The following is a 22537-nucleotide window of genomic DNA, read 5'->3' as shown; positions in this document are numbered from 1 at the left end:
CTCGAGTTGCTACCGGAGTCAATGGCGACCACCAATGCGAGATCGCCACCAGACGAGCTGGAGCTGCTCGAAGATGAGCTGGAGCTGCTCGAAGACGAGCTGGAGCTGCTCGAAGATGAGCTGGAGCTGCTCGAAGATGAGCTGGAGCTGGAGCTGGAGGACGAAGAGCTGCTGGAGGACGAAGAGCTGCTCGAGGCCCCTGTGGTATCGTCATCACCACCACAGGCTGCCAGCGCGACTGACGCGAACGCCAGTATGAACCAACGAGAGGACTGATTCTGCTTTGAATTTTTCATAGATGTTTCCAATGTTTCCCGAAGATGCACACGAAGCGACTCGCCTGTCAGGGACTCTCTATCGCGCATTCGCAGAGTCCGAAACCTTATCCGGACACCCATGCTCTCTCTGGAAGATCATGTGGTCCTTCGACTGGATTTATACGCCATGGAGCGACCGCGACACAACGCCATTTTGCGCGGTTTCATTGCTCGTGTTTCTCACCTAACGTTGGCACAGAGGGGGCGGAAAATGCCAACAGGATTGAGACAGGCCGGACGAGAATCCTATGCGTGGATCGCGCAGAGAGGCGCGTTCCGGCTACAGCCAACGGTCATGCGACTCAACAGGTCGAGGACGACGTACAGGCAGTAGAAGACCCCAGGCAGCGGCCCGCGCAGCCCGGTGATGTCCCACGTCCAGATCTGGTTGGGGGCCGTGGCGGTGAGCGCCGGCTTGGCGTGCTTCATCGGCGCACGCCGGGCGCGCCGCTCGCCGCACTCGCCGGAGGCGGCGAGCAGCCGGTACGTCGCGCGGATGGAGGCGAGATGGACGCCGCCCGACAGCGGCGTCGCGCAGACCTCCGGCGGGGGCTGGTCGACCTCAGGCCCGCCCGCGCCGCGCGCCGTCCACCTCGTCGACCGCCTCGAGCGCGCTCTCGATCTCGCGGACGAGCTCGTCCGCCGCCTCCTGCTCCCTGTCGGCGCGCGCCTCCACGGCCGACGCGTCGAGGCGCAGCTCCACCCGCCGCAGCACCTCCGCGACCCGCTTGCCCTCCGTCGAGGCGGCGTCCACACGCCGCCGCTTCAGCGCGCCCAGCGCGGCCTCCACGGCCGGCACGAGCGGCGCGGCCACGACCGGGTCAGCGGCCCTCAGCTTGGCCCGGGTGCGCTTCGCGAGATCGAGCAGGCGGCCGAACGGCGATCGGGCGCGCCGGCGCTGCACGACCCACCCGATCGACACGAGCACGGAGGCGCCGAGCAGCACGGCCGCGCCCTGCACGTAAGGAACGGCCGCGGGCGCGACGGGCGGGAGCACGGCGTCCGGCACCTCGACCGTGATGCCCCCGTGAAGGCAGCTGCCCAGCTCCTGCGCCGTCTGGAGCCGCGAGCGCGCGAGCGGAAGGAGCCGGAGCGGGAGGCACGGGGCTTCCACGCCCGCGAGCGCGCACGCGGGGGCCGGATCCCCGGTCGCGATGGCGTGGACCTCGTGGGTCGCGGGGTCGCGGCTCGTCATGTGAAAGCCGCCCTGCTCGAGGTCGACGAGCCCGCCGCTGTCGACCGACGCGCCGCCCGGCGCGCCCGCGGGCCAGGTCGTCGTCGCCGCGTCGATGACCGAGGCGTCGGTCGAGCAGACCAGCTTGCCGCGGAGGACGATCTCGCCGCCCGGCGCGACGTCGACGTGCTGCGCCGCCACATCGCGCCGGAGTGTGAATGTCTGGGTCATGTCCGCCCCTCGGCTCCGCCGGTGCATCGCCCCTGCGCCATCGTGCCCCGAGCCCCGCCCTCAGTGAAGGTGCGTCCGCGAGGCCGTCTCGAGAAGCATCGCCAGGACGAGCGGATCCCCCAGGCCGCCCGCGGCCCCGGCGTGGCCGCGGAGGCGCGCGAGGCGGGCCGCGTCCTTCAGGAAGAGCGGCTCCCCGAGCGCCTCGGCGGCGGCATGCAGGATCCCCTCCCGCTCGGAGAGCAGCGCGGCGGCGCGGGCGCGATCGCCGAGCGCGATCTGGCGGGCGGCCTCGGCCAGCGTCTCGCCGGCGGCGAAGCCCTGGATCGTGCGGGCGACCGACGGGTCGGCGCTCGCCGCGCTGTCCGCGTCGCCGGTCGCGTACGCGACCCGGAGCGGCGCCTCGTCCACGACGTTCTTCTTGGCGACGCGGTCCTTGTACTTGAGCTCGATCGCCGCGATGGCCCGCGCGTCCGCGCCCGCCGGGAGGCCCAGCTTGAAGAGCATCGCGTGGCTGTCGTCGCGCGAGAACGCCGGGATGAAGAACCGCATCCCGCCCTCGGCGTCGTCCTGCCGGTCCCGCTCGATGCCGTCGCGCCGCGCGGACTGCGCGTCCGCCGCGACCTCGATCGTCCGCACGCGCGCCGCCTCCACCTCGTTCAGCCGGCGCGACCCGTAGACCTGGAGCAGCTTCACGTCCGGCTTCAGCCGCACCCGCAGCTCGACCGCGGTCGCGACCGGATCGAGCCGCCTGTCGAGCTCCGTCGCGAGGGCCGGGGCGATCTGATCCGGATCGCGCAGGTAGTAGTACCCGCCCGCGCCGTCGCTCGCGATGGAGCTCATCAGCGCGCCGTCGTAGTCGGCGCCGAGCCCGAACGTGCTCGTCTGGACGCCGCCCTGGAAGGCGTCGAGCGCGAGCCGCGAGAGCCGCTCCGAGCTCGTGATCCCGGAGTTCGCGCGGCCGTCGGAGAGCAGCAGCACGACCTTCACCGCGCCCTCCGGGATGCCCGGCCGGGCGGCCTGCGCGTAGCCGAGCGCGAGGCCCTGGCCGATGTTGGTGCCGCCGCCCTCGCGGATGCCGTCGATCGTCGCCTTGATCGCCGCCCGCCGCGGCCCGACGGGCCCATCGTCGATCCTGACGTCGGCGCCGCTCGAGAAGGTGACGAGGGAGAAGTCGTCGTTTGCGTCGAGCTTGTCGACGAGCGCCCGGGCCGCGTCGCGCGCCCGCGCCATGGGCTCGCCCTGCATGGAGCCGCTCACGTCGAGCACGAGGTGCACCGACAGGTGCGGCCGCGCCGCGGGCGCCTGCCCGGTCGAGCGGAGCGCGACGCGCACGTGCACCGGGCCGCCGCCGGGCGGGACCCGCGTGCGCTCGAGGTCCGTGCGCAGGGCGAGCGCCGAGCCCTTCGGGACGTCGATCGAGGGGGCGTAGCGGGCGCCGACGTCGCTGACGAGCTCGCGCCCGTCGGGCGGGACGATGCCGCGCGCGACCGCGGACTCGAACGCGGCGAGGTGGCCGCCGCCGGGGCGGTACGTGGTGGCGAAGCGGCCGTTCGGGTCGAGGCCCGCGGCCTCGGGCGCCGCGGCGCGGGCCGCGCCCTCGCCCGGCGCCGCGGTGGCCGCCGGGGCGGGGGCCACCAGGCCGCCGGCGCCTGCGCGCCCCTTCCCGCCTGCCATGTCGAGCGTGGGGGCGGCGAGCTCACGCGCCCTCAGGGGTTCGGCGGCCGACGCCACGGCCTCGCGCTTCGCCTCGGCGGCGTTCCCCTGCGGCATCGACGCCGGGGACGCCTCCGGAGGCGCCGACGCCTCGGAGGCTCTCTGGGCATTGCACGCGATCCCCGCCCCCGAGAGCCCCAGCGCGAGCGCGCCGCCGAGGAGCGCTCGCTTCACCCACACGATTCCGAGTTCGTTCATGGTCTTCCCCTCCCGCGGACAGAGCGGGTGCTCGGTCTGACGGGTGAGCGCCGCATCTGTTCTGTCGCACCGCTCCGGAGCGACGGCGCCGGCCGCCGCCGGGCGCTCCAGCCGGAGAGACAGCGGCGATCGATTCTTGTTCGCAGGGGTCGCCCGTGCGCCGGAGGAAGGCCTCCGCGTCAGCCGCCGCCCGGCCGCCGCCGCCCGGCCGCGCCCGCGGGTGCGACAAGGCCAGGGGGCGCCCGGCCCCGCTCCGGCGCGGGGCGCGGCGACCGGCCGGGCCTGCCTCCTCCCCTCAGCGGACGTTGACCCTGAGCCTCGTCGGGCGACCGTCGCGCTCGACGACGACGGAAAGGCTCTTGTCGGAGCGCATGCGCGAGTAGGCCAGCATGGCCTTCTGTGGGTCGGTCAGGTCGATGCCGTTGATCGACTTCACGATATCGCCGCTCTGCACCCCGAACGACTCGAGCACCGAGCCGGGCTTGACCATCATCTTCAACCCGACCACCTTGTTGTCCCGCATCTCCGGTATCGCCGCCGAAGTCTGCGTCACGAGCTCGGGCTGCGCGAAGATCTTCTCGGCCGCCGAGCGATCGATGTCGATCTCCGTGTCGCTCACCCGCTGCATCCGCGAGGCGATCTCGGGCGGGACATCGCTCCTGCTGCTCGGGCGGTACGTCGCGCGCGGCGGGGTCGGCGCTGCCGCCTGCGGCTCGGGCTCCTTCTTGCCGCCCTCTCCGCCCTTCTTGCCGAGCTGCATCTGGCAGCGCGCGCCCCCCGAGGTCGAGGTCATCCACACCCGATCCCAGGCGATGTCCTCGACCTTGCGGCCGGCGATCTCTCCGCCTCGCCGCCCGAGCGCCGTGTGTCCGCCGTCGCTCTCGACGGCGGCGAACGACCATTCGGGGTCCTCGGACATGGCGATCAGCACGACGCGGCCTGTATCGCAGGGTGGAGCGAGGTAGGGGTCGAGCTGCGAGAGGTCCGCCGGGCCGGCGGGCGCGGCGCTCGGCGGGGGTACGAGCGGCCCTGTCGTCGAGTCGAACGGATTGCGCTCCAGGATCGGCGCCGCGCTCGGCGGGGGATCGTCGGAGGGCGGCACGTCGACCGGATCCATGACGAGGGGGGCGGAGGCCTCGCCGTCCCGCGTGATCTGGTGAGCGACGAGCTGAGATACCCCGGAGGCCTGAAAATACGCGGAGACCGCGACCATTCCTCCGAGGATGAATGCGAATCGGCGCTTGACGAACGCGTCCGGGTTCATGAGTAACGCTCCTCCTGGCCGGAGCGCGCCGGGGCTCGCTGCGCGAGTGTCCCTTGCCGCCGCGGCGTTCGCGGCAGTGCACGCCCTCGCCACCGGCAAGACCGCGCCTCAGGGCGAGCACCGAGCGTGCCTGCGCGAGAGCGAGCGCGACGCGCGTCCCCATGGAGCAGGGACTGCCGCTCTGACTGGACCGCTCAGCGCCGGTCGCGGCTCGTCCGATACGGACGCGGAGCGCGCCCCGCGAGCATCACGCGCGTCGCCCGGTGGAACAACCGGAAGATCCGTCGATCAGAGGAGAGCTGGCGGGCAACGGGGACGGCGGGGCGAACGAGCCCGCGCGCTCGCCCTGGGGAACAGGGCCGTGAAGGGCGCGCTCGCGGACCGAGGAGCGCCCTTCGCGCGGCTCAGCGGAGCGTGTACTCCAGGCCCCAGATGTCCACGGAGCTCCGCGCTGGGTAGTACACGGTGAGCTCGTCCGAGGTCTCGAGCCGGGCGGCGTCGATCAGAGGATCGGAGAAGAACCGGCCCGAGTCGGCGGCGTCGAGGAGCGTCCAGGTCGCGTAACCGTCGCTCGGGGAGGCGCCGGCGATGCGGAGATCGGGGAGGATCGCATAGACGTTCTCGGTGGAGGAGATCGCGAGCTTGCCCCGGAAGTTCTGGACCACCCTCAGGCCGATGCCGTGGCGCGCCCAGGTCCCGTCGGTGTCGCGGAGATAATGGAAGAACTCGCTGCGTGTCCGGGCGCTTGTGAAGTTCGAATTGTCGGCCTCGGCGTCGGGGAGGTGCGAGAGCAGCACATGGACGCGGCCGCTCGCGTCGACCGTCATGTGTTCCTGGTTGATGAGCCCTCGGTTCTGGCCGATGGGCCACACGGAGAGACCCTCCGTGCGCAATGTGACGAAGGAGGCGCCGGTCGTCGCGACCGTGGCGCCAGCGTTGTTCTTCCATGTGCGCCCGTGATCGTCGCTGTAGACGTACAGGAGATCGTGGTTGGTCGTCGCGTCGGGCGTGTCCCGCCAGCACCACGCCGCGTGCAGGCGCGAGCCGCCGCGCGTGTACGACAGGCCGTGCAGGTAGGCGTTCATGCTGGCGTCGGTGCCCTCGATGTACTCGCCGAGCGCTGTCCAGGCGTGCGTCGTGGCGTCGTACTCCCACAGGTGCTCGTCGCCGCTGCCGCTCTCGCCGATCCGGGCGCTCAGGAGCATCCTGTCCCCGCCGGGCTCGGTGACGAACCGCGGGTACGTCACGAGGGACACGCGGGTCGAGCCCACGAGCGCGCTGGAGACGGCGCCGAAGCTCGCGGCGGCCCAGGCCGCGCCTTCCGGGTCCGTCAGGAGACCCGTGACCGAGCGGCGGTAGTGCAGGTTGCTGCCGTGGTGATCGAACGCGAGGTGAAGCGTGCCGTCGCCTGGCGCGATCCCGAGAGAGATCGTGTTGTGGGCGTCGTCGGCGCTCAGCCGATAATCCTTGAAGTCGAACTTCTCCCAGGCGCCTGCCGCTCCGCCGGCGCTCGCCGGCAGCCGGCGTCGCGCGAGGACGACGTTGCGGTTGGTGTTCCAGAAGGCGGTGTACTGGAAGCCGCCGAACGACACGATCGCGTCCTGCTGGAACGACTCGCCGTTCAGGTAGCCGCCGTAGGACACCACGGTGAGCCCCGACTCCGCGAGCTTTCCCTCGCCGAGCTTGACGATCCCCGGCGCGACGGGCTCCGCCCCGCCGCCGCCGGTGGTCGTGCTGCTGACGGTCGTGCTGCCGATCGTCGCGCCGCCGGTCGTCGTGCCGCCCCCCGCGCCGGTGGCCTCGGAGGTCGTCGCCACCGCGCCGCCGCCGCCCGGGTTCGCGCCGCCTGAGCCTGAGGACGTCGACGATTCGGGCGTCGAGGGGCGCTCGCCGTCGCTGCAGCCCGTCAGCCAGGCGACCGGCGCAAGGACGGACAGGAGGGAGAAGATAAGTCGGAGGGTCATGCGTTTGCCCGAGGATACTGCCGTACGATGGCGGTACCAAGCGAGGCAAGCGGTGGTCGTTGAAGGATTCGCGGCAAACAGCGCTCCAGCAATCGCATTGCGCTGTCATCGCCCACCGACCAGAGCGGTCCGAAGTGGACGCTCCACAGGAAGACCTGGCAGCGCAACGTGCTGTTCGAGCCGGTGAGGGGGAAGTGAGCGGTCGTTCGGCGTAGAGCATGGCAGAAGCTGGCGGTCGTCTCCGGAACACCCCGATCCGACGAGAGCGATCCGATCGACCGGTTCCCCGGGAAGCCCATCAGGACGTCGGCCCGAGCGCCGTTTACATAAAAAAATCACATGATTTCGATCACTTGGCCGCAACGCTCTGCGGCGCATCGCCCCGCGCTGGTCCTCGCTGAGCGGCCCCTCCGCGGCGCGGCGATGCGCTTCCTCCGGCGATCCACGGCGGCCGCAGCGCTGCTCGCGAGCGCGCTCGCGCCGTGCCTCGCCGCCGCCGCGCCCGACACGCCGCTGCCCCATGCAAAGCCGCCTGCGGAGCCGTCCGGCGATGCGCCGCCTCCGAAGCCGTCCGGTGATGCGCCGCCCCCCGATGCGCCGCCGGCGGCGCCGCCCCCCGATGCGCCGCCGGCGGCGCTCGTCCCGCCCACGCCGCTCACGCCGCTCGGCGCCGACTACCCTGCTGGGGCACATGGTGACGCGACGGTCCGCCTCGTCCTCACGATCAACGCGGACGGGACCGTCCGCTCCGCGGTCGCCGAGGATGGCGTGGAGCCGTTCGCATCGGCCGCCGTGGCCGCCGCAACGTCGTTCCGCTTTGCGCCGGCCACCAGGAGCGGCGCGCCGGTCGCCGCCAGGATCCGCGTCGAGGTCCGCTTCACCGAAGCCGCATCACCCGCGCCGCCCGGCGCCTCCGCAGCCGCGCCGCCCGGCGCCTCCGCGCCCGCGCCGGAGCGCCCGGCCACGGCGGCAGGGCCGGCGCCGAGCGCGCCGCGCGCGATCGAGGTCACCGTGCGCGGCGAGCAGTCGGCGCCCGGCGTCTCCAGCTTGAGCCGCGGCGAGGTCAGGATCGTCCCTGGCGCGTTCGGCGACCCCTTCCGCGCCCTCGAGGTGCTCCCCGGGGTGACCCCCATCGTCTCGGGGCTGCCGTTCTTCTACGTTCGCGGCTCACCGCCGGGCAACGTCGGCTATTTCCTCGACGGCATCCGCGTCCCCTACCTCTATCACCTCGGGCTCGGGCCCTCCGTGGTCCATCCCGGCATCGTCGATCGCGTCGACCTCTACCCTGGCGGCTACCCCGCGCGTCACGGTCGGTACGCGGGCGGCATCGTCGCGGGCGAGACGACGCCGCCGCTCCCGTACTGGCACGGTGAGGGCATGCTGCGGCTCGTCGACGTGGGCGGGCTCGTCGAGGGCCCCTTCGCCGGAAACCGAGGGGTCGCGCTCGTGGGCGGCCGCTACTCGTACACGGCGTTGCTCCTCTCGCTCGCCGCCCCCGAGGTCGCGCTCGATTACTGGGATTACCAGGCCCGGCTGTCCTACGAGGTCGTCCCGGAAGGCCGGGTGAGCCTCTTCGCGTTCGGCGCCCACGACTTCCTCGCGAGCGACGAAGACGGCGAGGAGACGACCCTCTTCGACACGACATTTCACCGGCTCGATCTCCGGTACGACCATGCCTATGGCCAGGGCAGCGCGCTGCGCGGCGCGCTGACGCTCGGCCACGACGAGACGGGGATCGGGGACGGCCAGAAAGCGCTGACGCGGAGCCTCGGCGCGCGCCTCTCGCTCGCTCACCGGCTGCGCGACGAGACCACGATCCGCGCCGGCATCGACGCCGTCGTCGACGACAACGAGCTCGATCTCGGGACCGGCGCCGGCGGCCCTCCGGGCGATGAGGACGACGTCCCCGTCGACGATCTCCTCTTGAGCCGCGTCGACCTCACGGTGGGCGGCTACATCGAGTCCGACATCGCGATCACCCCGCGCCTGCGCATCACCCCCGGGCTCCGGCTCGATCTCTACCACTCGGACGGCACGGTCGCGCTCGCCGTCGATCCGCGGCTCTCGGCGCGGCTCTCGCTCGGGCGCGGGGTGACGTTCGTGCAGGCGCACGGCATCGCCTCCCAGCTGCCGAGCTTCGTCGTCCCGATCCCCGGCTTCCGCCCGCGCCTCGAGGACGGCCTCCAGCGGAGCTTCCAGTCGAGCGCCGGCGTAGAGCTCGCGCTGCCGGAGGACATCACGGCCACGGTCTCGGTGTTCCACAACGCGTTCTTCAACATGACCGACGCGCTCGGCTCGCTGGGCCTCGAGTCGGTCGAGGACGCCTTCACGCTCCGCGCGCTCGGCGCCGCGACCGGCGTGGAGCTGTCGGCCCACCGGCGGCTCACGCGGCGCGTCGGCGGGTTCGCGTCGTACACGCTGTCGCGCTCCACGCGGAGCATCGGGCGAAGCCGGCAAGTGAGCTCGTTCGACCGGACCCACGTGGCGAACCTCGCGCTGACCTACGACCTCGGTCGCGGGTACAGGGCTGGCGGGCGCTTCGTGTTCTACTCGGGGCTCCCCCAGAGGGTCGGCGGCGCGACGCTCCCGCCGATCAGCGGCGTCCCCGGAGGCTCCGGATCCCTCGCCGGCGGAGCGCCGCGGTGGGAGCGGCTGCCGCCGTTCTTCCGCCTCGATGTCCGCCTGGAGAAGCGCTGGTCGATCGGGAGGTCGGGCTGGCTGGCGGTCGTCCTCGACGTGCTCAACACGACGTTATCGAAGGAGACCCTGCCGGGGATGTGTGATGCGTTCTCGTCGTGCGAGCCGACGACGTTCGGGCCAGTCACCGTCCCGAACTTCGGCCTGGAGGGCGGGTTCTGACGCCCCGGAGGCGCGGCGCCCCAGGCTGGCGGCGGCCCGCGCCCGCTCCGGCGGGAGAAGAGGATGCTTCAGGGTCAACCGACCACGGCAGGCGCAGTCACCGCAGCTCTCCTCGGCGAGGTAAAAGTGCGGGGATGCCTCAGGTTACCACTTCAAGGCTTCGATCATCTTCTCACCATAACGCGTGCCCATGAGGACGACGGACGCATGATCGAAGTGGTACTGATCCATGACCTTGGTCCCATCCTGAGAGACCCAGTGTCCATCAGGCAACATATCGGCCGCTTGGTGCACGAGGTTGTTGTGACCGCTGCAGCACCCGCCCGCGGGGAGCTCTCCAAGGATGAAGGGAACGTCGTAGTCGGCACCCCAGGCTTCTTTCACCTCGTTATAGAGCTGAACGACCTTGCCGGGCCATGAGCTCTGGCCGCTGTCGGACTCACCCTGGTGGAAGATGATGCCCGCGAACCGCGCATTCGGGGCCGTCTTCGCCTTGGCGATCTTGTTCAAGATCATCTGGTGATGCGAGCCACCAGAGATGAACGTGTTGATCGACTCACCGCTCTCAGCAGTACCGACCAACCCGATCGTATCCCCCTCAGGCAGCTTTCCGAGCAGGGTCTTGCCGAACCAGATGCCGGGGTCGACCGCCGTCGACAGGTTCCACCCCTTTTCACCGGGGCAATCGTTGAGCGGCGGATTGGCCACGTTCCACTGTCCGGCCGGCTGGTTGCATCCGCCGAGGACCTTGAGCCGCTGGTCGGAGTTCTGGTCGCTGGCCTGTTTGTCCGCGACGCCAGCCATGTTCGACTGACCCATGAGCATGAAGACGTGGAACGTCGGGCTCGAGCTCGGCGCGCCGCCGGCGCCTGCCCCGCCGCTGCCCGATCCGGTCACGCCCGTCGCGGCGCCTCCGGTCCCCGCGCTCGAGCTGCTCGTCGCGGCGCCTCCGGTCCCCGCGCTCGTGCTACCCGTGGCGGCGCCTCCTCCGGTTCCCGCGCTCGTGCTGCCCGCCGCGGCGCCTCCGGTTCCCGGATCGGCCCCCCCGGTGTTGTCGACATCACCGGTCCCGCCGGGCGAAGAGGACTCGCCACATCCGGACGCGGCGAGGATGGCGAGGAATGGGAGGAGTAGGAATCTGGCAGTGCCTCGGAGTGTGCGGTTCATCTGGGTCATGGTCGTTACCTCGTCGCGCCGAGGCGCGATCAGAACGGAAGGGCGGAATCGGTGGGCCGCCGGTGCGATGTCGGCAGGACGAACCTCGCCCGCAAAGAGCTCAGCGCCGAGGCCCAATCTATCGCGCCCAATCTATCGCAACTTGGGAGCCTGGCACCCAGGATTCGGCTTGGGACGACGAGAGGAGAAGGCCACCATCGATGGATTCTTCCATCATCGGCGGAGTTCGTCCTTGGGTGCGCCTCGAGCGCCGACCGGTCCTCTCGAAGCGAAGCGATTTCACGGTCCGGGACCGCGGAAATTTGAAACGTACGCGCCGCGTCCCGGGTTGGGTCCCGCGGCGCGCCGCCGCGCGGACGCCGCCGGCCGAGCCGCTTCAGCCACCCGCCTGATTGGCGAGCAGGACCAAGGCGAGGCCGATGGCCGACGGGACGGTCTGCACGAACAGGATGGATCGCTTTGCCGTCGCGGCGCCGTAGACACCGGCGACGGCCACGCAGAGGAGGAAGAAGGCCTGGATTTGCCATGCAAAGGCCCTGTTCGGATGGATGACGCCCCACAGCAGGCCCGCGGCGAGGAATCCGTTGTAGAGCCCCTGGTTGGCCGCCAGCGGCGCGGTGATCGCGGCGACCTCGGGGGTCGTACCGAACGCTTTGTACGCTCGTTCAGAGCGCCACAAGAACATCTCCAGGATGAGGATGTAGATGTGAAGGACTCCGATCAACGTGACGACGATCTGAGAAGCGATCAGCATGCGGCGCACGTTACCACGCGCGCCGCGGCGCCACCGGATGTCCCCGGAGCGCGCTCCGAGCGCGGCGCCCCTCCCCCGCCTCACGCGTCGTAGAGCAGCACCTCGACCTCAACGCCCTCGCCGATCACCGCCTCCTCGGCCTGCACGATGACCACGCCGTCCGCGCGCGTCGTCGACGACAGGATGGACGCGCCGCTCGTCGCGATCGGAAACACCCGATCTCCCTCGACACGCACCCTCACGTAATCGACCCGCCCCGGCTGGGAGACGATCTCGCTCGCCACCACGCACCGCCGCCGCCGGTGGGGCCACGCGCGCGGCAGGCCGCCGAGGGCGCGGATCGACGGGCCGGCGAAGAACTCGTAGGCGCAGAGGCACGACACCGGGTTGCCCGGCAGCAGGAACACCGCCCGCCCCCCGGGCAAGAAGCCGAACCCGGCGGGCTTCGCGGGGCGCATCGCGACGCCGTGGACCACCACCTCACCCAGCTCCGCGAGGACGAGCGGCGCATGGTCCTCCGAGCCGACCGACGACCCGCCGGAGACCAGCACCACGTCCCCGCCCGCCGCCTCGAGGGCGCTGCGCACCGCCTCGCGCCGGTCGGGGACATACGCGACGGCGATGTCCTCCGCGCCGTCACGCCGCGCGAGCGCCGAGAGCACCAGGCTGTTCGTGTCGACGATGCACGCCCCGCTGGGCGCGCTCCCCGGCGGCAGGAGCTCGTCGCCCGTGATCAGGATCCGCACCGACGGCCTGCGCGCCACGCGCACCTCGGCGACCCCGGTCGAGGCGAGCACGCCGACGTCCTGCGGGCGCAGCCGGCGCCCCGCCGGCACGACCTCCGCGCCCTCCAGCACGTCCTCGCCGATCGCCGCGACGTGCTTGCCGGACGGCACCGGCTCGCGCGCCCGCACGACCGGCGCCCCGTCGCGGCCCGCGCCCTCCTCCGCGCGCTCCGCCATCAGCACCGCGTCCGCGCCCTCCGGCACCGGCGCGCCGGTCGTGATCCGCACGGCCTCGCCCCGGCGGATCGCGCCCGCGTGCGGGCGCCCGGGGAACGACGCGCCCACGAGCGCGAGCTCCACCGGCGCGGAAGCAGCCGCGCCGGCGGTCGCCTCGCCGAGCAGCGCATACCCATCCATCGCCGCGCGGACGAAGTGGGGCACGCTGATCCGCGCGCGCACTGGCTCCGCCGCCACCCGCCCGACCGCCTCGGCGATCGGGACCAGCTCGTCGCCGAGCCGCTGGATCCGCCGCTCCAGGACCTCGAGCGCGCGCTCGACCGCCGTCTGCTCGCGAAAACCCCGCATCCGGACGTCGCGCATCGGCTCTCCGTGGAACGACGGCCGCTCAGACCGCCGCGGAGGCCTCGAGCGCGCCCCGGTACACCTCGTCCACATCGAGCAGGGCGTCGATCGACGCGAGCCGCGCGCGCTCGCCGGGACCGGCCTCGTAGAGCGTCCACGTGCCGTCCTCGTTGCGCCGGAAGACCTCGATCCTCCGGTGCGCCTGGGAGACCAGGACGTACTCCCTCAGCGAGGGGATCCGGCGGTAGTGCGCGAACTTCTCTCCCCGATCGTAGGCCTCCGAGGAGTCGGACAGCACCTCGACGAGCACCAGCGGGTTGACCACGGCGTCCTTGTCCTCGGGATCACGCGCGATCGGGCCGCAGACGACGCTCACGTCGGGATAGGTGGCGAGGCCCGTCGCGCGCACGCGCACGCGGAGGTCGGACGAGAACACCTCGCAGGGGCGCCGGCCGAGCTGCGCGCCGAGCGCCACGGTCACCCGCGCCGCGAGCCGCGCGTGCTCCGGCGTGCCGCCGGCCATGTCGAAGATCTCGCCGCCGAGGAACTCGTGCTTCGTCGGGCTCGCCCGCTCCTGCTCGAGGTACTCGGCGTAGGTGAAGGAGAGCCGGCGGGCGGGCGCGTTCACGTGATGACCTCGCCCGGGAGTATGCCACGGGAACCGCCCCTCCGGTGCGCCCCCCTCCCAAAGCGCCGCCGCGCGGCCTACCGCCCGCCGCGCGAGCCGCCCTTCCGCGGCCGGCTCGCGCGGCGGAGGGGCGCGATCAGCGCAAACATCCCGAGCGCCATCACCGACAGCTTCGGCCCCCGCTTCTTCCGGGCGCTCGACTGCCGCTCGCCCGCGATCGAGCAGTCCTCCGACTCGGCGGAGTCGTCGGTGTCCCCGCTGCAGCCGTCGTCCTCCGCGTAGTACTCGTCCTTAGACTCGCTCGTGTCCCCGCTGCAGCCGTCGTCCTCTGCGTAGTACTCGTCCTCGGGCGCCGGCTCGCTCGTGTCCCCGCTGCAGCCGTCGTCCTCCGCGTAGTACTCGTCCTCCTCGACGTCCTGCGGATCGGTGTCATCCACGACGACCGTATCGGCGGTGCCGGAGCAGCCGCAGCCCACGTCGGCGGCCGGCTCGTCGTAGTAGTCGTCATCGTCCGGCGGCGGGTTCCCGGCGCCGGACGAGCCGCTGGTCGGGCCAAATCCGCCGCTGCCCGGCCCGCCGCCCAGGCCGTCTGGCCCGCCAACGCCCGACGAGCCGCCCGCGCCGCCCTCGCCGGTGCACTCGTCCACGCGGACGCTCCCGGCCCTCACGACCGGCGAGATCGCGGAGCCCTCCCCGAAGGTCAGCGGCCAGTCCGCGCCGGGCTGCCCGGCCGCGAGCCGGAGCGAGACGCGGGTCAGCCACACGGACGACGGCGCGAGCCCGGAGAGCCCCACCGCGAGATCGTCGGCGGCCGGACCGCAGCGCAGGAGGTCGGGATCGACCTCGTCCCTCCGGGGCGACTCCGCGCAGTCCAGCGCGCCGTCGACCACGCCGTGCGCGGCGCGCGGGCAGCTCGCGGCGACCTTGAGGCTCGACTCCAGCGCGGCCGCGGCGACCGCGGCGCACGTGCCCGGCGCATCGCCGATGTCGCCGTACGCGCTCGCGCGCGCGAAATAGGCCTCGATCACGCTGTCCACGCTGTCGCTGCCGAGGGAGATGCGGCGGCTCAGCGCCTCGTGGCCCGCGCCCTCGACGAGCGCCCCGTGGAGCCCCGCCTGGCCGAGGGCCCCGGCGCGGAGCTCCGCGTAATCGCTGCGCTGCGCGCTCGCGTCCCAGCTCAGCGAGGCCGGCGGGAGCGTCACCGGCGCCGCGCCCGAGAGCGCGCCCCGGCCGTCGCCGAGCAGCCACGCCGTCACCTGCACGTCGCCCGCGCCTGCCGCGGCCAGCGACAGCGGCAGGATCGGCTCGCCGCCGCCCATGGCGATGCGCAGCGTCCTCGTGACCGCCGCGCCACCGGGAGCGTCGAAGCGGGCCGCCGCGAACCGCATCCCTTGCAGACCCCCGAGCTGCGCGGCCACGTCGGAGGACAGCGCGAGCCCGGCCGACGCCGCCCAGCGCGCGACCGCGTCGGCGTCCTCGAGCACCGTCACCTCGACCGGCTCGAGCGTGGCCTCGTGGGCGAGCCGCCCGATCGTCTCGAAGGGGTTCGGCGCGCCCGCCTCCCCCGGGCAGTACGGGTCGACGCCCTGGGGCGGGAGCACCCGGGGCGCCGTCGCCGCCTCGAGCGCCTCGAACCACGCGTCGGAGCTCGTGTCGAGCGCGGCGAGCGGCGGCACCGGAACGACGAGGGCCACCGGCCCGCTCGCGCCCTGGAACCGCAGGCTCGTCCAGAGCGTCGTGCGCTCCGGCCCGGCCGCGACGGCGACGCGCTGCTCGACCGACGCCTGTCCGGCGCCGGGCAGCCAGGCCCCCGTGGCGAGGGCGTCGCCGGAGAGCGAAAGAAGGAGCGATGAAGAAAGAGCGACCGCAAGCGACCGTCGGGGCATGCAAGGCCGATTGGCAAGCAGCATGCCCTGCAGAGTACGCCTTGTTCGAGGCCAACTTCCACGCGGCCGCGTCCGGCTGAGAACGGCGGTTCACGACGCCCCGGCGCCACACGGGCGCGACGGCCGACCGGCGAGGATCACCCCTCGTGGACGATCACGATGTCGTCGGGGTGGAGATGGCAGAACACCCGGTCTCCGACGTGAAGCGCCGCCTGGCCGGAGCTCTCGTTGGCGACCACCGCCGTGAGCGCGAGGCCGGCGTCGGTCCGGAGGCGCAGCTGGTCGGTGGCGCCCTTGAACAGCTCGTCCTCGACGCGCGCCTCGAAGCGGTTCTCCGGCGCGCCCTGCGGCTCCCTGCGGAGCGCGATCTTCTCCGGCCGGATGGAGACAAGGGTGCTCCCGGCCCCGCCCGCCAGGTGCTCGGCGTTGACGAGGAGCTCGAGCCCCCCGTCGAGCTGGACCCGCGCCCGCTCGCCGCTCCGGGAGAGGACGGTCGCGCGGAGGATGTTGGCCTGGCCGATGAAGCTCGCGACGAACGTCGTCTTGGGGCGGTGGTAGATCTGCGACGCGTCGCCGAGCTGCTCGATCCGGCCCTTGTTGATCACGGCGATGCGGTCGCTCATGGTGAGCGCCTCTTCCTGGTCGTGGGTCACGAACACGAAGGTGATCCCGAGCTTCTTTTGCAGCTCCTTGAGCTCCACCTGCATGGCGTGCCGGAGCTTCGCGTCCAGCGCCGAGAGGGGCTCGTCGAGCAGCAGGACCTTCGGGCGGCACACGATGGCCCGCGCGAGCGCGACCCGCTGCCGCTGCCCGCCGGACAGCTGCGACGGCTTGCGCTGCTCCATGCCCCCGAGCGACACCATCGCGACCGCGGCCCGGACCCGCTCGTCGATCTCCGCCCGGGGCACCTTTTTCATCCGCAGCCCGAAGCCGATGTTCTCCTGCACGGTCATGTGAGGGAACAGCGCGTAGCTCTGGAACACCTGGTTCACGTCCCGGCGGTACGGCGGCTCGTGCGTGACGTCCTTCCCCTCCAGCAAGACAGCGCCACTCGACGGCGTCTCGAAGCCCGAGATCATCCGGAGCAGCGTCGTCTTGCCGCACCCCGAGGGGCCGAGGAGGGTGATGAACTCGCCCGCCCTGATCTGGAGGTCGACCTCGCTCACGGCGTGGAAGGCGCCGAATCGCTTGGTGACCGCGCGGAGCTCGACCATCACATCCATCGATTCACCTCGGAGGGCCGGCAAAGCGCGCGGGGGAAGCGGGAGAGGCGGAAGAGGCGAAGACGAGCGGCGCTGGGCCACCCCGCGCGACGGCGCCGCATCAGGCCTCCGGCTCCTTGCGCAGGCCGAGCAGGAAGAAGAGCGAGAACAGGAGCAGGAGCGCCATGCCGAGCGCGGCGCCGAAGGGCCAGTCGCGCGCCTGACCGAACTGGTTCTGGATGACGTTGCCGATCATCGGCACGCGCGATCCCCCCATGAGATCCGTGATCGCGAACATCCCGAGCGCCGGGATGAACACGAGCAGGACGCCCGCGAGGATGCCCGGGCGGGTGAGCGGGACGATGACGTGCGAGAACGCGGACACGGGCCCCGCGCCGAGATCGAACGCCGCCTCGATCAGGGCGTTGTCGAGCTTCTCGACGCTCCCGTAGATGGGCAGGATCATGAACGGCAAATACGAGTAGACGAGGCCGATGACCACCGCCGTCGGCGTGTACATGATGTCGAGGGGGGTCGAGATGATCCGCAGGTAGAGGAGGAGCCCGTTGAGGAGCCCCTCCGACTTGAGGATCGACATCCACGCATAGGTCCGGATGAGGAAGCTCGTCCAGAAGGGCACCATCACCAGCATGAGCAGCCGGTTCCGGACGCCCTCCCTCGCCCGCCCGATGAAGTACGCCACCGGATAGCCCGCGACGAGGCAGATCGCCGTGGTGATGGCGGCGTACTTGATCGAGCTCAGCAGGATCTTGAGGTAGGTCGGGTCGAAGACCCGGGCGTAGCTCGACAGCGAGAGCTCGAAGACCACCTGCCCGAGCTCGTCCCGCTCGCAGAAGCTGTAGACGAGCATGATCGCGGTGGGCGCCACGACGAAGGCGAAGAGCCAGAGCAAGAGCGGGGCGAGCAGCAGCCACCCGCGGACGCCCGGCCTCCGCCGGGCGCCCTGGAGCTCGACGACCTGCCCGGTGGCCGTGTTCATGACGCCCCGCCGCTCACTGCGACGCCTTGAGGTCGGTCACCAGCTTGTCCACGTCCGCGGCCACCTTGCCGATGTCGTGGAACGTCTCCAGCCCCGCGATCGGCGGGTAGCTCGCCGGGTTCGCGAGCTGCTCCGGCGTGAGCAGCTTGCGCGCCTCCGCGTTGGGGTTCGTGTAGGGGAACTTGTCCGAGATGAGCTTGCTGACCTCGGGGCGGAGGATGTAGTTCATGAACATCTCCGCGCCGATCTTGTTCTGGGCGCTGTCGGGGATCACCAGGCTGTCGATCGCCTTGTGGGTCCCCTCCTGCGGCAGGACGAACTGGAACTTGTCCTTGTCCTCCTGGTAGAGCAGGGCCGCCTCCCCGCTCCAGACGACGCCGATGTCGACGTCGCCGTTGAGCAGCGCCGTCTTCGGGCTGTCGGAGTCGAACACCTTCACGAGCTTGATCCACTCCGCCAGGGTCGGCTTGATCTTCGCGAGGTTCTCCGGCGTCACGTCGTTGGCGTTCATCCCCATCGTCACCATGACCCAGGAGACCATCTCCCGGTTGTCGTTCAGGGCCACGATGCGCCCCTTGTACTTCGGCTGGAACACGTCCTTGAAGCCCTTCACGGGCTCCTTCACCTTCTGGGTGTTGACGACGATGCCCACGACCGTGCCCATCCACGGGACCGAGTACTTGAGCTCCGGATCGTGCGGCTGGTTCCTGAACGCGGGCGCGATGTTCTTCAGGTTCGGGATGCGCGATGGATCGAGCAGCTGCAGCTTCTTCTGCCGGATGAGCGCCTCGACCGCGTACTCCGACGGCTGGATGAGGTCGTACCGGGTGCCCCCCGCGAGGAGCTTCGACAGCATCTCCTCGTTCGAGGCGAAGGTCTCGTAGTTGACCTTGATCCCCGTCTCCTTCGTGAAGCCGTCCAGGACCTCCTGCGGGACGTACTCGGACCACCCGAAGAGGTTGAGCTCGTTACCCGGCTTCGGCTCGGGCGCCGGGGCGCTCCCCGAGCCAGCGGTCTGCTGCGGCGCCGGGCTCTCCTTCTTCCCGCAGCCGAGGAGGCAGAGGAGCGGGACGAACATCAGTATCAAGAGCGCTGAGATGCGTTTCATTGGCCTTTCCTTGTCTCGCCTGCGCCGGCGCAGGCCCCCGCGTTCGCGCCGCGCGCCGCTCCCCTTCAGCCCTCGTCGGGGAGCCGCCGCGCGGTGCCCTTCAGCGACTCGGCGATCACGACGAGCATCGCAGTCGCCACGATGAACACCGTCGAGATCGTGTTCAGCATCGGGTTCAGACCGACCTTCGCCATGCCGAACACCTTGATCGGCAAGGTCTCGGACTTGGGCCCGCGGGTGAAGTAGGTGACGATGAGCTCGTCCATCGACAGCGTGAACGACATCAGCGCACCGGAGATGATCGCGGGCAGAAGGTAAGGCACCAGGATCAGGAAGAACGCCTTGAGCGGCGTCGCCCCGAGGTCCAGGGCGGCCTCCTCGAGCGACGGATCGAGCCCCGCGAGCCGCGCCTGGACGGCGATCAGCACGAACGGGAAACAGAAGGTGACGTGCGAGATGATGACCGTCGTGAAGCCGAGATCGAGCTGCACCGTCTTGAAGAAGATGAGCAGGCTGATCCCCATGATGATCTCCGGGATGATCATGGGAATGAAGATCAGCGTCGTGATCGACCGGAGCGCGGGGAACCTGTACCGGTAGAGCAGGAAGGCGCCCGCCGTGCCGAGGGCGACCGAGAACGCCGTCGTGATCGCGGCGATGATCACGCTGTTGCTCAGCGACTCGATGAGCGGCGACCGCCGCTCGTCGCCCAGGTGGGCGACGAGCTCATCGAGGAGCTGCCGATACCATTTGAAGGTGAACCCCTCCCACACCACGCTCATCCGCGAGTCGTTGAACGAGTAGGCGACGAGGAGCAGGATCGGCAGATACAGGTAGAGGAGGACGAGCCCGCTCCAGCCGCCAAGGAGCCAATTCGACAGCTTGATGCCCGACATCGTCCGGAGTCGCATGCGGCGGCCTCGCGATCCGACAGGATCGCCGCGCGAGCTTATCGCTTGCAGAACGCCGCGCGCAACACATTGCCGAGTGGAGAGGAAGGGCGCGACGCAGGTGATCGCGGCCACGCTGGCTGTCGTTCGCGAGGGCGCGCCTGCACGGGCCGCACGCCCGCGCGCCCGCCGCGCGCGCTGCATGCGGCGGGCGCGCGCTGCATGCGGCATGCAAGCGCGCGCGGCGGCTCCTTCCGTAGAAGCCCTTGACACCGCACTCTCCTCCGCTTACCGGCCCTGCATGACCGGGTCGTCGCGCCGCCCTTCAGGTGAGGTCCCGTGAGCACCTCCCGCATCTGGACGATCGAAGAAGCGAACGCGCTCCTCCCGCGGCTCTCGTCGATGATCGGCCGGCAGCTCGCCCTGGCGAGCGATATCGAGCGCTGCTGGCAGGAGCTCGTGCAGGCCGTGCAGAGCCCGGCCGCGACGCCCGATCAGCTCATCGAGATGGCGCGCAACGGCAGCGAGCAGGCGCGCGCCCGCGAGCGCGAGCTCTCGGAGAAGATCGCCGCGTACGAGTCCGGGTGGCAGGAGATCGAGGAGCTCGGGGTCGTCGTGAAGGACCAGCGGATCGGCCTCTGCGACTTCTACGGGCGCCTCGACGGCGCCCTCGTCTGGCTCTGCTGGCGCTACGGCGAGCCGGCCGTGGAGCACTACCACGGGCTCGAGGCCGGCTACGCCGGGCGCAAGCCGATCACCGCCGAGAGGCGCCGGCAGCTGCTCAACTGACGAGGCCACAGTGATCGATCGGAAGAGAGCGGCGTGGGCGATCGAGGAGTTCCTCCGCGCCCTCGGGCGCGACGTCGAGGGGGACCTCGCGGGCACGGGCGAGCGTGTCGCCGACGCGTGGGCCGACGACCTGATAGAGGGCGAGGCCATCGACGCGGCCGCGGTGCTCCGCGAGGGCGCCATGGAGACAGGCCCCTTCGAGCGCGGCCTCGTCATCGCCCGCGACCTCGCCGTGACCACGATGTGCCCGCACCACCTGCTGCCGGGGCACGGCACCGGCATCATCGTCTACCTGCCGGGCGCTCGGGTCGCCGGCATCGGGACGCTCGCGCACGTCCTCGACGCGCTCGCGCGGCGGCTGACCCTGCAGGAGCGCATCGGCGGGCAGCTCGTCGAGCTCCTGGTCCGCGAGCTCGGCGCGCGCGGCGCGCTGTGCAAGCTCACGCTGACGCACACGTGCCTCATCGCCCGCGGCGAGCGCAAGGCGGGCGCCCTCATCGAGACCGTCGCCGCCGCCGGCGAGCTCGCCGAGCCAGGCCCCGAGCGCGATCTCGCCCTCGCCGCGCTCTCCGGGGGGAGGGCGTGACCGACGTCGCGGTCGTCACCGGGCCGAGCCGCGGGATCGGCCGGGCGACGGCGCTCGCGCTCGCGCGCCGCGGCCTCTCCATCGCGCTGCTCGGCCCGCCGAGCCCGCGCCTCGACGAGGTCACCGACGAGGTTCGCCGCCTCGACGTCGCCGCGCTCCCGGTCCCCTGCGACGTCGCCTCCGAGGAGCAGGTGGCGCGCGCCTCCGCCGAGGTGGTGGCGTGGCTCGGCGCGCCCCGCGTCATCGTGAACAACGCCGGCATCGTGAGCCGCGGCGCGAAGGTCCACGAGACCGCGCCCGCCGCCTGGGACGAGGTGATCGCGGTCAACCTCCGCGGCCCCTTCCTCATCTCGCGCGCGTTCCTCCCGGCCATGCTGAAGCAGGGGCGCGGCCGCCTCGTCCACGTCGGCAGCATCTCCTCGACCCTCGCGTGCCCCGGCAATGCGTCGTACGCCGCGTCCAAGTGGGGCCTCATCGGCCTCTCGAAGAGCCTGGCCGAGGAGCTGCGCGGGACAGGGCTCCAGTCCGTCGCCGTGCTCCCCGGCTCGGTCGACACCGACATGCTCGTCGGGAGCGGGTTTCCCCCGCAGATGAGCGCCGACGAGGTGGCGCGGCTCCTCGTGTACGCCGCGCTCGACGCCCCCGACGCCGTCACCGGCTCGGCCATCGAGATGTTCGGCTGACGGCGCGCCGCGCTCGCCTCCGCGGAACGCGCGCCAGAACGCGAGCCGGCGACGGCGGACCGCCGAGCCCGATGTGCATGTACGTGGCGCCGCCACACCCGACCCCCCGCGTGCTACCCTGCGGCCCGTGGATACGACGCCTCCGCGCCCGGGCGACCTCAGTGCGGCATTGCCCGACCTGCCGCTGTTCCCGCTGCCGCAGACGGTGCTCTTCCCCGGCGCCCTGCTGCCGCTCCACATCTTCGAGCCGCGCTACCGGGCGCTCGTGCGCGACGCCCTCGGGACGCACCGTATCCTCTCCGTCGTCCTCATCACGGACCCCCGCGCGGTCGACGCGCACGGCCACCCGGCCATCGCGCAGGTGGCCGGCGCCGGCGAGATCATCGATCACGCCGAGCTGCCCGGGGGCCGCTACAACATCATGCTGCGGGGCCGCGCCCGGGTCCGCCTGGCGGAGCGCCCGTTCGTGCCGCCGTACCGCACGGCCGCGGCGACGGTCCTCGAGGACGAGCCCGGGGAGGTCTCGGCCCAGGATCACGCCGCGCTCATCTCCACCGCGGCCTCGTTCGTGGCGCTCGTCCGGGACCGGGACAGCAATTTCGAGTTCCGGCTGCCGCGCGACGCGGCCACGTCGCTCGTCGCGGATCTCTGCGCCCACCACCTCATCCTCGACGCGCGGGAGCGGCAGGCGGTGCTGGAGACCCTCGACGTCGTCGCGCGGGTGCGCCGCGTGACCGAGGCGCTCGCGCTCCAGCAGCTCGCGCTCGCCTCGGCGGCGCGCGACGTCAACTGAGACCCGAAGCGCCGG

At 71.6% G+C, this 22537-nt stretch carries 20 protein-coding genes; 6 read left to right on the top strand and 14 right to left on the bottom strand.

What is annotated here, in order from left to right:
• The first annotated feature begins 21 nt into the window (after positions 1-21).
• Entirely contained in the window at positions 22-276 is a 255-nt protein-coding gene (locus tag WMF46_RS49640) for a hypothetical protein (RefSeq protein WP_437983657.1), read from the top strand.
• A gap of 287 nt (positions 277-563) precedes the next feature.
• Here WMF46_RS49640 and WMF46_RS49635 read toward each other — a convergent pair whose 3' ends face one another.
• The 5 genes from WMF46_RS49635 to WMF46_RS49615 form a co-directional block, all read right to left on the bottom strand.
• The gene (locus tag WMF46_RS49635) at positions 564-746 is read right to left on the bottom strand and encodes a hypothetical protein (RefSeq protein WP_437983656.1); all 183 of its coding nucleotides are present in this window, start codon (positions 744-746) and stop codon (positions 564-566) included.
• Between the two features lie 133 nt (positions 747-879).
• Positions 880-1722, bottom strand: coding sequence for a hypothetical protein (locus WMF46_RS49630; RefSeq protein ID WP_437983655.1), 843 nt, complete (start codon positions 1720-1722; stop codon positions 880-882).
• A 60-nt stretch (positions 1723-1782) separates the two neighbouring features.
• Positions 1783-3633, bottom strand: coding sequence for a vWA domain-containing protein (locus tag WMF46_RS49625; RefSeq protein WP_437983654.1), 1851 nt, complete (start codon positions 3631-3633; stop codon positions 1783-1785).
• A 295-nt stretch (positions 3634-3928) separates the two neighbouring features.
• A complete protein-coding gene (gspC, locus tag WMF46_RS49620) occupies positions 3929-4897 on the bottom strand; it encodes a type II secretion system protein GspC (RefSeq protein WP_437983653.1) in 969 nt (322 codons plus the stop codon).
• A 404-nt stretch (positions 4898-5301) separates the two neighbouring features.
• The gene (locus WMF46_RS49615; RefSeq protein WP_437983652.1) at positions 5302-6861 is read right to left on the bottom strand and encodes a BNR repeat-containing protein; all 1560 of its coding nucleotides are present in this window, start codon (positions 6859-6861) and stop codon (positions 5302-5304) included.
• Between the two features lie 339 nt (positions 6862-7200).
• Here WMF46_RS49615 and WMF46_RS49610 point away from each other — a divergent pair, with 339 nt between their 5' ends.
• Positions 7201-9720: a TonB-dependent receptor domain-containing protein gene (locus tag WMF46_RS49610; RefSeq protein ID WP_437983651.1), complete on the top strand. Its 2520-nt coding sequence runs from the start codon at positions 7201-7203 to the stop codon at positions 9718-9720.
• Between the two features lie 144 nt (positions 9721-9864).
• Here WMF46_RS49610 and WMF46_RS49605 read toward each other — a convergent pair whose 3' ends face one another.
• The 9 genes from WMF46_RS49605 to WMF46_RS49565 all read right to left on the bottom strand — a co-directional run bounded on the left by WMF46_RS49605 (position 9865) and on the right by WMF46_RS49565 (position 19692).
• Complete coding sequence (locus tag WMF46_RS49605) at positions 9865-10617, bottom strand: sialate O-acetylesterase (protein WP_437983650.1); 753 nt, start codon at positions 10615-10617, stop codon at positions 9865-9867.
• A gap of 655 nt (positions 10618-11272) precedes the next feature.
• Positions 11273-11650: a DUF1304 domain-containing protein gene (locus WMF46_RS49600; protein WP_437983649.1), complete on the bottom strand. Its 378-nt coding sequence runs from the start codon at positions 11648-11650 to the stop codon at positions 11273-11275.
• A gap of 80 nt (positions 11651-11730) precedes the next feature.
• The gene (locus WMF46_RS49595) at positions 11731-12975 is read right to left on the bottom strand and encodes a molybdopterin molybdotransferase MoeA (RefSeq protein ID WP_437983648.1); all 1245 of its coding nucleotides are present in this window, start codon (positions 12973-12975) and stop codon (positions 11731-11733) included.
• 25 nt (positions 12976-13000) lie between these two features.
• Positions 13001-13585 (bottom strand): Uma2 family endonuclease, encoded by a 585-nt coding sequence (locus WMF46_RS49590; protein WP_012241916.1) that lies wholly within the window; start codon positions 13583-13585, stop codon positions 13001-13003.
• A gap of 77 nt (positions 13586-13662) precedes the next feature.
• Entirely contained in the window at positions 13663-15471 is a 1809-nt protein-coding gene (locus WMF46_RS49585) for a DUF2330 domain-containing protein (RefSeq protein WP_437983647.1), read from the bottom strand.
• 137 nt (positions 15472-15608) lie between these two features.
• Positions 15609-16694, bottom strand: coding sequence for an ABC transporter ATP-binding protein (locus tag WMF46_RS49580; RefSeq protein ID WP_437983646.1), 1086 nt, complete (start codon positions 16692-16694; stop codon positions 15609-15611).
• 100 nt (positions 16695-16794) lie between these two features.
• On the bottom strand, positions 16795-17673 hold the full coding sequence (locus WMF46_RS49575; protein WP_437297024.1) for an ABC transporter permease: 879 nt from the start codon (positions 17671-17673) through the stop codon (positions 16795-16797).
• A gap of 13 nt (positions 17674-17686) precedes the next feature.
• Positions 17687-18781 (bottom strand): polyamine ABC transporter substrate-binding protein, encoded by a 1095-nt coding sequence (locus tag WMF46_RS49570; protein ID WP_437983645.1) that lies wholly within the window; start codon positions 18779-18781, stop codon positions 17687-17689.
• 65 nt (positions 18782-18846) lie between these two features.
• On the bottom strand, positions 18847-19692 hold the full coding sequence (locus WMF46_RS49565; protein WP_437983644.1) for an ABC transporter permease: 846 nt from the start codon (positions 19690-19692) through the stop codon (positions 18847-18849).
• A 318-nt stretch (positions 19693-20010) separates the two neighbouring features.
• Between WMF46_RS49565 and WMF46_RS49560 the strand changes: the two genes are divergently transcribed.
• The 4 genes from WMF46_RS49560 (at position 20011) to WMF46_RS49545 (ending at position 22522) form a co-directional block, all read left to right on the top strand.
• Positions 20011-20460, top strand: a complete 450-nt coding sequence (locus WMF46_RS49560) for a DUF2203 domain-containing protein (protein ID WP_437983643.1) — start codon at positions 20011-20013, stop codon at positions 20458-20460.
• 10 nt (positions 20461-20470) lie between these two features.
• Positions 20471-21046 carry a GTP cyclohydrolase I gene (folE, locus tag WMF46_RS49555; RefSeq protein WP_437714828.1) on the top strand — a complete coding sequence of 192 codons (576 nt, stop codon included), beginning with the start codon at positions 20471-20473 and terminating at the stop codon, positions 21044-21046.
• Positions 21043-21729 carry an SDR family NAD(P)-dependent oxidoreductase gene (locus tag WMF46_RS49550; protein WP_437983642.1) on the top strand — a complete coding sequence of 229 codons (687 nt, stop codon included), beginning with the start codon at positions 21043-21045 and terminating at the stop codon, positions 21727-21729. The genes folE and WMF46_RS49550 overlap by 4 nt, the downstream gene beginning before the upstream one ends.
• A gap of 127 nt (positions 21730-21856) precedes the next feature.
• Positions 21857-22522, top strand: coding sequence for an LON peptidase substrate-binding domain-containing protein (locus tag WMF46_RS49545; protein ID WP_437983641.1), 666 nt, complete (start codon positions 21857-21859; stop codon positions 22520-22522).
• Positions 22523-22537 lie beyond the last annotated feature (15 nt).

The organism is Sorangium sp. So ce117 (genome assembly GCF_051524395.1).
Taxonomy (GTDB): Bacteria; Myxococcota_A; Polyangia; order Polyangiales; family Polyangiaceae; genus Sorangium; species Sorangium cellulosum_B.
The sequence above is the reverse complement of the archived record's forward strand: the minus strand, read 5'-3'. Positions and strand labels throughout refer to the sequence as shown.

Coding starts and splice junctions, on each gene's coding strand:
- WMF46_RS49565 (WP_437983644.1), bottom strand. CDS start 19,692: ATGCGACTCCGGACGATGTCGGGCATCAAGCTGTCGAATTGGCTCCTT.
- WMF46_RS49635 (WP_437983656.1), bottom strand. CDS start 746: ATGAAGCACGCCAAGCCGGCGCTCACCGCCACGGCCCCCAACCAGATC.
- WMF46_RS49570 (WP_437983645.1), bottom strand. CDS start 18,781: ATGAAACGCATCTCAGCGCTCTTGATACTGATGTTCGTCCCGCTCCTC.
- WMF46_RS49575 (WP_437297024.1), bottom strand. CDS start 17,673: ATGAACACGGCCACCGGGCAGGTCGTCGAGCTCCAGGGCGCCCGGCGG.
- WMF46_RS49640 (WP_437983657.1), top strand. CDS start 22: ATGGCGACCACCAATGCGAGATCGCCACCAGACGAGCTGGAGCTGCTC.
- WMF46_RS49630 (WP_437983655.1), bottom strand. CDS start 1,722: ATGACCCAGACATTCACACTCCGGCGCGATGTGGCGGCGCAGCACGTC.
- WMF46_RS49610 (WP_437983651.1), top strand. CDS start 7,201: ATGATTTCGATCACTTGGCCGCAACGCTCTGCGGCGCATCGCCCCGCG.
- WMF46_RS49625 (WP_437983654.1), bottom strand. CDS start 3,633: ATGAACGAACTCGGAATCGTGTGGGTGAAGCGAGCGCTCCTCGGCGGC.
- WMF46_RS49600 (WP_437983649.1), bottom strand. CDS start 11,650: ATGCTGATCGCTTCTCAGATCGTCGTCACGTTGATCGGAGTCCTTCAC.
- WMF46_RS49585 (WP_437983647.1), bottom strand. CDS start 15,471: ATGCCCCGACGGTCGCTTGCGGTCGCTCTTTCTTCATCGCTCCTTCTT.
- WMF46_RS49595 (WP_437983648.1), bottom strand. CDS start 12,975: ATGCGCGACGTCCGGATGCGGGGTTTTCGCGAGCAGACGGCGGTCGAG.
- WMF46_RS49580 (WP_437983646.1), bottom strand. CDS start 16,694: ATGGATGTGATGGTCGAGCTCCGCGCGGTCACCAAGCGATTCGGCGCC.
- gspC (WP_437983653.1), bottom strand. CDS start 4,897: ATGAACCCGGACGCGTTCGTCAAGCGCCGATTCGCATTCATCCTCGGA.
- WMF46_RS49615 (WP_437983652.1), bottom strand. CDS start 6,861: ATGACCCTCCGACTTATCTTCTCCCTCCTGTCCGTCCTTGCGCCGGTC.